The 675-nt window shown below is 38.4% G+C and carries 1 protein-coding gene and 1 pseudogene; both read right to left on the bottom strand.

Annotated features, from left to right (window positions below; all coding sequences use genetic code 11):
* Positions 1-22 precede the first annotated feature (22 nt).
* A complete protein-coding gene (locus tag HMPREF0518_RS09325; RefSeq protein WP_003627985.1) occupies positions 23-361 on the bottom strand; it encodes a hypothetical protein in 339 nt (112 codons plus the stop codon).
* Between the two features lie 223 nt (positions 362-584).
* A pseudogene (locus HMPREF0518_RS11070) lies at positions 585-675 on the bottom strand (DNA methyltransferase); the annotation flags it as partial.

Here is a 675-nt window from a genome sequence, read left to right as displayed (position 1 = left end):
GTTCTCTCTTTTTTAGTACCTATTATTGATTTTTGTTGTCACCATTATCATCAAAATCAAAGCTTTGTTCAGATTCAGAATTATCATCTGTATTATTATCAGCATTTAACTCATCAGCAATTTCAGCTGTATCGAGCAGTGAATTTAACGAGGTAGGTTTGCTATCTGAACATGGCTCCAACTCATTGTTTGGACTAATCAAGTTAGAGATTTTTTCTGGCAATAGATCAACTTTAGCATCAATTTGTTTTATCAAATCAATAAGCTGGTCATGATTATCAACTTGCAGACGCAGGTCTTGTACTTCTTTAGTAAGCGAAGTAATCAATTGCTTATCTGACTGTTTCTTAGCCTTCTCCAACTTAAAACGCTCAACAATTGCACGTTTAGGTATTCTCCACGTATGTGGAGGTGATCCCGGCCGTGCCGGTATTTTAACCTGCTTGACAAGGTATTCTCCACGTATGTGGAGGTGATCCTATCACCAACTGGCCAGTTGATAACGGCGCTCCGTATTCTCCACGTATGTGGAGCAACCAAAAACAGGACTAACTCAACCAGATTAGTCCTGTTTTTCATCTATATTAAAATATTTCTTCATTAAAATATTTCTTCGCTGCATCGCTCATGCGATCAGGCGTCCAGACCGGATACCAAACAAATTCAACATCAACA

The organism is Lactobacillus helveticus DSM 20075 = CGMCC 1.1877 (assembly GCF_000160855.1).
Classification (GTDB): domain Bacteria; phylum Bacillota; class Bacilli; order Lactobacillales; family Lactobacillaceae; genus Lactobacillus; species Lactobacillus helveticus.
The sequence above is the reverse complement of the archived record's forward strand: the minus strand, read 5'-3'. Positions and strand labels throughout refer to the sequence as shown.